The sequence below is a fragment of the Photobacterium pectinilyticum genome (assembly GCF_024357955.1).
Taxonomy (GTDB): domain Bacteria; phylum Pseudomonadota; class Gammaproteobacteria; order Enterobacterales; family Vibrionaceae; genus Photobacterium; species Photobacterium pectinilyticum.
On record NZ_JANEYT010000123.1, the window covers coordinates 1 to 9,512 of the forward strand.

Here is a 9,512-nt window from a genome sequence, read left to right on the forward strand (position 1 = left end):
AGAGCGTACCACTTTCAGCAGTTGGCTTCCTCTTCTACACCTTTCCATGAATGTCGCACTTATTATCTGAAATCGGGTGTAGTTAAACGGATTGATAAACAGTAGATAAAATATATATATTGAAAATACCAATCACAATTTGCATTTTTGGTTGTGCAGCATGGGGAATAACTAGGAGTAATGCCCTTGAATATTTAAATTGTAAGGGCATTTAATAATGTTAAGTTATCCTACTATCTTTAAGTACAGCAAAACATCACCACTTGAAGAGATCAGATCAATGTTGAATTAACTGAACCGTAGTAACGATCTTATCGTTTAAGCTTGGATGAATAATACCGCCATTATCAGGGTCGAAATTATCATAAAAGCTCGGTACTGACAGGGTTGCCTTCACCTCAGCACCAAAGAATGGCATAGAAGCCTCCGCCGCCGCCAATACGTTTTTAGCGCCACTAGGACCAGGAGATGTCGACAGCAAAACAACCGGTTTATCTTGGTAGACCTTTGGCTCGATGCGCGAAACCCAATCAAACAAGTTTTTATAAGCAGCCGTGTAAGAGCCGTTATGCTCAGCGAATGAAATTAGCAATGCATCGGCAGATTGCACCTTCCTGAGAAAAGCATGAGCGAGTGACGGTTGACCTAGCTCTTTTTCCTTATCTTGGCTAAAGAGAGGCAACTCAAAATCATTAAGATCCAAGACTTCGACATTCACGCCTTCTAACTGCGAGGCGGCATAAGTGACGAGTTGTTTATTGATAGACGTTGAGCTGTTACTTGCAGCAAAGGCGACAACTTTCATTCTGGCTTCCTTTCATCATGAACTATTTTGCATGTCTGATAACATTAGCAACCCATATTAGTGAAGTAAACTAGATGCCTTATTTACCTTTCTCTTTATAAAACAACATAAAAAAGATGTCCTCAAAGCATATACTTTACAACGCACTATAGTTACATGATCATAGGCTCACTAAACGTCCAGCGTGAGTCAAATCTCAAACGTGTAATCTCCATTAGAGGCGGCAAATACCACTATCAATTTGCCGCCGAATTAATCTAGCCGTTTTTAGTCGTCAATTAACAATATTAAACAACATCATAGGAATCACCCCATAACAGCACTGACCTTGACAAGGTCTGTGCTGACATGAAAGCCCCCTATCGTTGCTAATATTATCTGCATGCCAATACTTTTACGAATAACTCCGCTTCTCTTTAGCTTAAGTGCTTTTGCCACTGTTGAACTACCCATAGCGGAATTTGAACACGAAGCACTCGGTACTTGGAAAGTAAAACACTTTCAAGGGCGTACCCAATACGTTCAAGTTAGGCTTGAAGGCCAGCGCGTGCTCAAAGCGACCAGCAATAACAGCGCAACCCTCTTGTCCAAGCCCATACGCATCGATCTCGTGGAAACCCCTTACCTTAATTGGTCCTGGCGGGTAGAGAATCAGTTAAAGGGGCTCAATGAAACCACCAAGGACGGGGACGATTACGCAGCCCGGATCTATTTAGCTATCGGTACTAAATTGTTGTCTTCATCCAGCAAGGCGATAAATTATGTGTGGTCTAGCAACCAACCACGATTTTCACGTTGGAGTAATGCATTTGCCGGAGAAAAAGTTCAAATGATAGCGATTCGAGGAGAAGCTGATAGCGTTTCTCAATGGCAAAGTGAAAAACGAAATGTCTACCAAGATTTCATCAATATGTTTGGGGATAAAGGAAGCGAGCAAGCTAACCGTGAGGCTTATCGCGATCTTAATGGTATTGCCATCATGACGGATACCGATAACAGCGACCAGGCGGTCACAGCCTATTATGGCGATATCTTCTTTTCTGCAAAGTAGGTTGGTATTAGATAATCAGTTTAAATAGTTGCATAAAATAAGGGGGAAGCCACCTCACCTCCCCCCTTTGTTTCATTTTGACTGTGTCTAGCCTCTATACTGACGTCGCACTACTTTCCCTGCGGCGAAATGCGTTAAGTGACAAAATCACAATCACTACAGCAACGGCTGCCAATTTAATCGCTAATCCACTGAAAATCAGTGCAAATGGCACCATCAGCAATACCAAGCGCTCCACGACTGACAGCGGCTTTATCAACCGCCCTTCAATCGCGCCAGCAAAGGCGACAATAAGCGCGATGGTGGTCACTATCGCAAACATAAAGCCAAACAAGTTCTCGCCATCATAGATAAGCGGTGAAAATGCCATCATCAACGGGATCAGGAAGAAGCCCTGCGCCAACTTGAATGCTTGTACCGCTGATTGCATAGGAGAAGCACCGGCAATGCCTGCACCGGCAAACGCAGCCAAGGCAATGGGTGGGGTTACATTTGAGGTTTGCGACAACCAGAACACGATCATGTGCGCGGCCAGAATGCTTAAGCCAAGCTCAGTCAACGCAGGCACCGCCATAATTGACAACACGATATAGGCAGCGGTTACTGGTAAGCCCATTCCCAAAATCACCGCAGCTACAGCAATTAACGCCATTACCGACCACAAATAGCCACCAGATAATGCCATCAGGAACTGGGTAAACTGCAGGCCAATACCGGTTTGGCCAACAACCCCAACCACAATACCGGCAGTGGCACAGGCAACAGAAATAGGCAATGCCAGTAGCGCCCCTTCTTTCATCCCTTCAAGGAAAAGACGAAGACTTATACGACTGTGTTTCCGGCACATCGCCGCAACCAAAATGGCACTACAACCCGCAATACCAACCAGCACTGGCGAGTAGCTCATTAACAATAAGCTGGTGATCAAAATTAATGGAACAATGAAATGCCATCCCTGCTTCATCACTATTTTCAGCTGCGTGACTTTATCCATACCTTTGAGGCCGAGCTTACAGGCCATCAAGTGAACATAGAGCAAAGTACAACCAAAATATAAAATGGCCGGGGCAATCGAAACCAGTAAGATTTCACTATAGGCAATACCGGTAAACTGGGCCATGACAAAGGCACCCGCTCCCATCACTGGTGGCATAATTTGCCCGCCAGTAGACGCTGCAGCTTCAATACCTGCCGCTTGCTCAGGCTTATAGCCCAGCTTTTTCATCATTGGAATTGTCAAAGCACCAGTGGTCACCGTATTGGCAATCGCCGATCCCGAGATAGACCCTAATGCCGCAGAAGCAACCACACTCGCTTTCGCCGGGCCGCCACGATATTTACCCGCAACAGCAAACGCCGCATCAATAAAAAACTGTCCGGCTCCGGTCACTTGTAAAAAAGCCCCGAACAGCACGAAAATAAATACCACCCCTGCTGCAATAGCCAGTGGCGCACCAAACACACCGTTAGTGGAATAAATATGGAAACGGATGATCTCATCCAGTGCAAAGCCTTTGCTTGCCACACTGGCCGGTAAGATGTCGCCAAACATGGCATAAGACAAGAAGAATCCGGCAATCACCACCATGACTATACCGACTGTTCGCCGTGTTGCTTCCAACAAGGTCACAATCAAAATAGAGCCCGCCAGAATATCATTAGTCCCTAGCCCATCAAGTAAGAACCCAATGTCATCATAGTCAAAACGGACGATATGCTGTGCAGCCCACAGGGTGGCCAATACCATGGATAAATCAACCAGCCTTGCAGGCAAGTAGAAACGGTTGTCCACTTTCACCAAAGGCTTCACGAGAAAGACCAGTGCGAGGATCCAGCATAGGTGGACAGGGCGAAATACAGGAGCGGAGAGGTTGGCGGTCAGTCCCTGCCAAATTTGAAACACTGATAAAGCAACGGCGGCAACCGCTGCCAATTGCATTAAACGCTCAGTTATCCTGTGATTTAACGCCGAAGAATGGGTCATTGCGAACTCCTTGTAAACTGCAATGTTATGTACCCCCGAGTGACTTCGGGGGTATTACTTCAACCATCGATGCCGATAGGTTTTACTTCGGTTATTTATTTTTTCTCATCCATGAACTGCTGAGAGCCGGGGTGCAGTGGAATACCTGCCAACTTGTTCATGTTTTCAACAGTAGTGAACTTGGTTACGCCGATAGACTGGCGGATCTGATCGATGTTATCGAAAGCCACCTTGGTCATCTCGTACGCTAAGTCTTTATCCAGGTCCCCTTTTACCACAAGTACATTCCAAACGGCTGGAGCCTGGAAGGCAGGAACATTACGGTAACTGTCAGCATCAACATCCAAACCGCTGTATGAAGCGTTGTCTTGGTTGATTTTCGCTATTTCTTCATCACTGAATGACAAAATACGGATATCACGCGTCAGCGCTAACTCTGTGATTGCACCTACACCTAGGCTACCCACAATTACGCCGGCATCAATCTGACCGTTAGCCAGCGCTTCAGTGGTCGCGGTATAATTCAGTGCTTGACCGCGCACGTCACCCTCTTCAATGCCCAAGGTTTTCAAAATGTTCAGCGCACTCACACGCGTACCTGAGCCCGGCGCACCCAGCGCAACACGTTTACCTTTTAAGTCCGCAACGGACTTGATGTCTGAATTTGCTGGAACCATGAACTGAACAACATTGGGATATAGTGCAAACAACACAGAGACATCCATCTTGCGCGGGAACGGCTCTGTTCCTCGATAGGCTTGTTGTACAACGTTACCCATTGCGATACCAGCAAGTTGCTGCTGGGTCGACACTTTAATAACATTTTCTACCGATGCCGCCGTCACTTCAGCGCGCATATTGAAACCTTCGATATTCTCACTCCAAACCTTGGCCAGCAAACCGCCTAAAGGGTAGTAAGTCCCACTTTGGCTACCAGTACCTATGGTGTAGTTAGCCGCCGCAACGGGTAAAGAAACCGCCAGTGCCAGAGAGATAATCCCTTTTTTGATCATTGAACGCATTGAGTACTCCTTCTCATTTAGAACGTCTGATTATTGGTGACCTGACACCGTAGTATCAGGCTCGACACATAAGCATCAGGTTTTATTGTCATACCGATGTTGCATCAAATAAAACTGCATTTAAATGTTAAAATTGTGAAAGTTGTGAAAATGAGATATCAGTGGTGTTAAAGGCATCAGTAGCCGTCACTGCTTAGAACGAAATTATAAATTGCGTTACCCCGCTTAGATTGTTATCACACATTAAAAGTAATTTGCACTCAACCGCAATTATCATCACTACAGAAATGGTTATGCTGAACGCACTCTTGAATATTCTTGTTTGGAGGTATCAATGGCTGAAGAGCGCGCCATCAATCTTTACTACTACCTTGTAAATAACAAAGCCCCGAAAAGAGAGTTAGATGTGGTTATCAACTTATTAAAGCAGCAATACAAAATTGACTTGAGTCACCTTGAACGAAAGACACCGCCCCCAAAATCGATTCGATATTAACAGTTATGGTGCAGGAGTTTCACGAACCATGAATCAAACTAGTCAAATACTGTCAACATAAAGTCAAATAAATACAGACAAATATTTAATACATAAAAATAATACCATTAAATTATAACTTTTATTTAGGTTTACTCATTAGATCAACAAATAACCTAGACAGAATAAACACAATTGCAATTATTTAAAAAACAAATTTATAATAATAAAACTCTTTAATTATTACAGGTGATTTTTTATTTCTTTTTTATATATAAAAAATAAATGTAGAAAAAACCATACATTACAATATATTAATGCTACCACCAAAGATGAATACGACCTAATTATCAACACCTTAGCAACGACAGAGAAAACCATACAATTTGTGCCATTTTTTAATTCTGCTACGCTTTCTTCATCGCCTATCAACTGTAGGCGAATCCACACGTAAATACGACAACTCTATTTGTATGGTATTCAAAATGAATAATACAAATTATACTAATAATTTAAGCGGTACACGAAAAAATCATCAAACAACGAAAACAGGAGCCCTAACTTGTATCATCTCATGTATTTTATATTCTGGTAACCTGCAGGCTAAATGCGATATCCCCACGGGGGCGTCTCTAAGTCCATTATTTGGTGCCGAACCCTTTACACAGGCTCTTTATCGACTGGAAGAGTTTGGGACGATTCCGCTTCCATATTCATCAAATCCAGGTAACCCCTTCCCCACCCCTAGTGATAAAAACTCATCACCTGCCGGTAATAAATTGGATAACTTTATGGGACAAACCCTGTATCCAATTCCGGATAAATCACATTCTGGTTCATACGCTAATACGTCGGATCACAACCCTTGGAAAGATAAAATAAACAGCGTTCTTGGCCTAGGCTTAGTCAATCCTCCTGCTGAAGGCCGACCGCCAGGCATAGACTGGGCACACCAACGTTGGAGCGAGTTCTATCCTGAGGAGTATACTGTTACAGCACAATCTGGCGTGCGGGTAAATCGAGGTTTTCGCGATCAATACCAAACTCATCAATATCAATCCGATGAGTTTAAAGATGGCGGCCTTTACCACTCCACTTTTAACTGGGATAAACAGCCAAACCTCAGCAATGATTTCAAGGCAACCACGAACGGGATTCCCGCTCAGTTTCACCCTAAAATGCCAGTTCAACAAGCCAATTCGCTATGGACTTTTGACGGTACATTTCCACCAAAGTTATTGAAAATGCGTTATGGCTACCCGGTATTGTTCCGGCACTACAATGCGTTACCCATATCACCCTCAGCCAACAGTGGCTTTGGCCTGCACACTATTACCACCCACCAGCACAATGGCCATAACCCAGCAGAGAGTGATGGGTATACTCAAGCTTTCTATTTTCCAGGCCAATACTATGACTATCGTTGGCCAATGATTTTGGCGGGACATGATCACGTCAATAAAAAAGGAAAAGATAACCGAGCTGGTGGCCCAGATGGCAATGGAGGAATAAGGAAAGTACCGGGTGACTTTAGAGAAACAATGAGCTCACTCTGGTTCCATGATCACATGCTCGATTTCACTGCACAAAATGTCTATAAAGGCAACGCTGCCAGTCTGAACCTCTATAGCTCATTAGACCGAGGTAATGAATATATCAACGACGGCGTTAATCTTCGTTTTCCCAGTGGCTCTCACCTCGACTGGGGGAACCGCGATTATGACGTTAATTTAATACTGGCCGATAAGGCTTGGGACAAACAGGGGCAATTGTTTTTCAATATATTTAACCTAGACGGCTTTCTTGGCGATCGGATGTTGGTGAACTGGCAGTACATGCCTTATATGGATGTCAGAGCTCGACAGTATCGTTTCCGACTCCTCAATGCTTCCGTCTCCCGTTGGATGAAAATTGCGGTTATGACCGAGGATAAAGACCCTGTGCCAGTCTATATGATTGCTAATGACGGTAACATCATGGAGCACAGCGTTTTCTTTGAAAAAGGCGAACTTCCGACCCAAGCAATTGGTGAACGCTATGACATCATTATAGATTTCAGCCAATTTGAGCCTGGCACTAAAATCTACTTGGTCAACCTAATGGAGCATGAAGATGGTCGGGAACCTGAAAGTACTTTTAGCCGTTCCAAAGCATTTAGTGACCCTTTTAAGAAAGGAAACACCTGTGATCCTGCTGTAGGGAAGTTCATGGAGTTTCGGGTTAAGAGTTACGAAGGTATCGACCACAGCATGAACCCCGCTGATTTCGTCAAAGGTAAACAGAAGATGATCAAGCGTCCAAAATTCACTAAAACGGAATTAGCCAACGCCCGACATCGCTCCTTTGAGTTTGGTCGAAGCAGCGGTACAGACTCCGCACCGTGGACCATCAAAACAGATGGTGGCTCTGGGTTTGCAGCCGATCCTAAAAGGCTGTCGGCAGCACCTAACATCGGGGATGTTGAGATCTGGCACATTAGCGGTGGCGGGGGCTGGAGTCATCCAATCCATATTCACTTCGAAGAAGGACAGATCCTCAGTCGTGACGGTAGCAAACCTCCAGAGTGGGAAAAATGGGCAAGAAAAGACATCTATCGAATAGGTGATGTCAAAGACAGCAGCCGTGAAGTCACTGTGGCCATCCGATTCAGGGAGTTTATGGGCAGCTATATGGAGCATTGTCACAACACTCAACATGAAGATCATGCCCAGTTACTGCGTTGGGATATTGAAAAGCCAGGGCAAACCATGCCTATCAGAACCCCAATGCCAACATGGGAAGGTGTTGGCTATGTCGATTCCTTTACATTGTCTACCTACAAGAAAGGGGATGTGGACGCCAAAAAGGATTTCAACGACGATTAACCGCTTCAATAAACTCCCGATAAACGCCTAATTAGATGGCAACAATATGTTGCCATCTAGGAGATTTCTTAATGAAAAAAAATCAATCTCTACCTTTATTGGCTATGTTATTAACGTCACTAGCGACCGTTAGTTTTTCGGCAATGGCGGCTAAATGGCGAGAGAATTACTTTCCGAATACTGAGCTGATTACCCATAACAATACCAAGGTAAAATTCTATGATGATTTACTGAAAGACAAAGTCGTGCTCATCAATTTTATCTTTACTCGCTGTCAGAACGTCTGCCCGATGGAGACTGCTCGATTAGTGGCGCTGCAAAAAAAATTGGGTGATCGCGTTGGAAAAGATGTCTTTTTCTATTCCATATCAATCGACCCTGAGCATGACACTCCAGAAAGGCTCAATGACTATGCTCAGCAATATCAAATTGGCCCAGGTTGGTTTTTTCTCACCGGCAACCAGGAAGAGATCAATGAACTTCGAACTAAGCTCGGATTAACCATTGATGACTTAGAAGTGTCTGATGACGGCGAGTTGGATCACAATCTCAGCTTGATCATCGGTAACGAAGCAACGGGAAGATGGATGAAGCGCTCCCCTTACGAGGATACAGCCGTTCTTGCTGCCATGGTCGGTGATTGGCTTCACAACTGGCAGACATCATCAACAACACAACATACATCATATGACAAAGCCCCAAAGCTCAATGAAGAATCACAGGGACTTTATCTCTACCGTACAAGGTGCGTGACCTGCCATTCTTACTCGCTAGAAGAAAATAAATTAGGTCCTAACCTTAGTGGAGTTACCACACGACGAGAAGAATCATGGCTTCGACGCTGGTTAAAAGAACCCGATAAAATGCTGGAAGAAAAAGATCCAACCGCTATCGCATTGTTTGAAGAGTACAACCAAGTTCCGATGCCAAACTTACAACTAACGCAACATGACATTGATGAGCTGATACTCTTCATGAAAGAACAAGACAGCCAATTAACTGCACAAAACGCAACCAAAACAACACCTTAAAAGACCATCACTTCCCGCGACAATGCAACTAACTGTGCCACTGGCTATATGCGGTGGCTTTCACCTCGCCTCCACACAATAACATTCCCTTACATTCACTGTTATTACTTTGCATAAATTTGCTATCTACACAACCATTTACAATCAAAAACACGCACGTATTTAAAAACAGCGTTTTTAAAATCAACCACATAGGGCTTAAGCCCGAATTCAACTGCGAAGTGCGACACTCTCCAATATCAAGCAGCCAATGCCATTTCTTTAAAGACAATCGCTGGCT

Annotated in this window: 8 protein-coding genes; 4 read left to right on the top strand and 4 right to left on the bottom strand. The window is 44.2% G+C overall.

Annotation, left to right across the window (positions count from 1 at the left end; translation table 11 throughout):
• Positions 1–277: 277 nt before the first annotated feature.
• A complete protein-coding gene (locus NHN17_RS24610) occupies positions 278–805 on the bottom strand; it encodes an NADPH-dependent FMN reductase (RefSeq protein ID WP_255045307.1) in 528 nt (175 codons plus the stop codon).
• Between the two features lie 382 nt (positions 806–1,187).
• Between NHN17_RS24610 and NHN17_RS24615 the strand changes: the two genes are divergently transcribed.
• Positions 1,188–1,856, top strand: a complete 669-nt coding sequence (locus NHN17_RS24615) for a DUF3047 domain-containing protein (RefSeq protein ID WP_255045308.1) — start codon at positions 1,188–1,190, stop codon at positions 1,854–1,856.
• 94 nt (positions 1,857–1,950) lie between these two features.
• On the opposite strand, the gene NHN17_RS24620 is transcribed toward NHN17_RS24615, so the two are convergent.
• Both NHN17_RS24620 and NHN17_RS24625 read right to left on the bottom strand, forming a co-directional pair.
• Positions 1,951–3,840 (bottom strand): TRAP transporter permease, encoded by a 1,890-nt coding sequence (locus NHN17_RS24620; RefSeq protein WP_255045309.1) that lies wholly within the window; start codon positions 3,838–3,840, stop codon positions 1,951–1,953.
• 95 nt (positions 3,841–3,935) lie between these two features.
• Positions 3,936–4,862 carry a TAXI family TRAP transporter solute-binding subunit gene (locus NHN17_RS24625; RefSeq protein ID WP_255045310.1) on the bottom strand — a complete coding sequence of 309 codons (927 nt, stop codon included), beginning with the start codon at positions 4,860–4,862 and terminating at the stop codon, positions 3,936–3,938.
• A gap of 334 nt (positions 4,863–5,196) precedes the next feature.
• On the opposite strand from NHN17_RS24625, the gene NHN17_RS24630 reads away from it, so the two are divergent.
• The 3 genes from NHN17_RS24630 (at position 5,197) to NHN17_RS24640 (ending at position 9,232) form a co-directional block, all read left to right on the top strand.
• Positions 5,197–5,358: a hypothetical protein gene (locus NHN17_RS24630; RefSeq protein WP_255045311.1), complete on the top strand. Its 162-nt coding sequence runs from the start codon at positions 5,197–5,199 to the stop codon at positions 5,356–5,358.
• A 770-nt stretch (positions 5,359–6,128) separates the two neighbouring features.
• Positions 6,129–8,201, top strand: a complete 2,073-nt coding sequence (locus NHN17_RS24635) for a multicopper oxidase family protein (protein WP_255045313.1) — start codon at positions 6,129–6,131, stop codon at positions 8,199–8,201.
• A gap of 71 nt (positions 8,202–8,272) precedes the next feature.
• Positions 8,273–9,232: an SCO family protein gene (locus NHN17_RS24640; RefSeq protein WP_255045314.1), complete on the top strand. Its 960-nt coding sequence runs from the start codon at positions 8,273–8,275 to the stop codon at positions 9,230–9,232.
• Between the two features lie 28 nt (positions 9,233–9,260).
• Here NHN17_RS24640 and NHN17_RS24645 read toward each other — a convergent pair.
• Positions 9,261–9,512, bottom strand: a 252-nt coding sequence (locus NHN17_RS24645) for a hypothetical protein (RefSeq protein WP_255045315.1), incomplete at its 5' end; no start/stop codon positions are given.

Bases quoted from the DNA above. Each gene is read 5' to 3' on its own strand.
- NHN17_RS24610 (WP_255045307.1), bottom strand. From the start codon at position 805: ATGAAAGTTGTCGCCTTTGCTGCAAGTAACAGCTCAACGTCTATCAAT.
- NHN17_RS24615 (WP_255045308.1), top strand. From the start codon at position 1,188: ATGCCAATACTTTTACGAATAACTCCGCTTCTCTTTAGCTTAAGTGCT.
- NHN17_RS24620 (WP_255045309.1), bottom strand. From the start codon at position 3,840: ATGACCCATTCTTCGGCGTTAAATCACAGGATAACTGAGCGTTTAATG.
- NHN17_RS24625 (WP_255045310.1), bottom strand. From the start codon at position 4,862: ATGCGTTCAATGATCAAAAAAGGGATTATCTCTCTGGCACTGGCGGTT.
- NHN17_RS24630 (WP_255045311.1), top strand. From the start codon at position 5,197: ATGGCTGAAGAGCGCGCCATCAATCTTTACTACTACCTTGTAAATAAC.
- NHN17_RS24635 (WP_255045313.1), top strand. From the start codon at position 6,129: ATGGGACAAACCCTGTATCCAATTCCGGATAAATCACATTCTGGTTCA.
- NHN17_RS24640 (WP_255045314.1), top strand. From the start codon at position 8,273: ATGAAAAAAAATCAATCTCTACCTTTATTGGCTATGTTATTAACGTCA.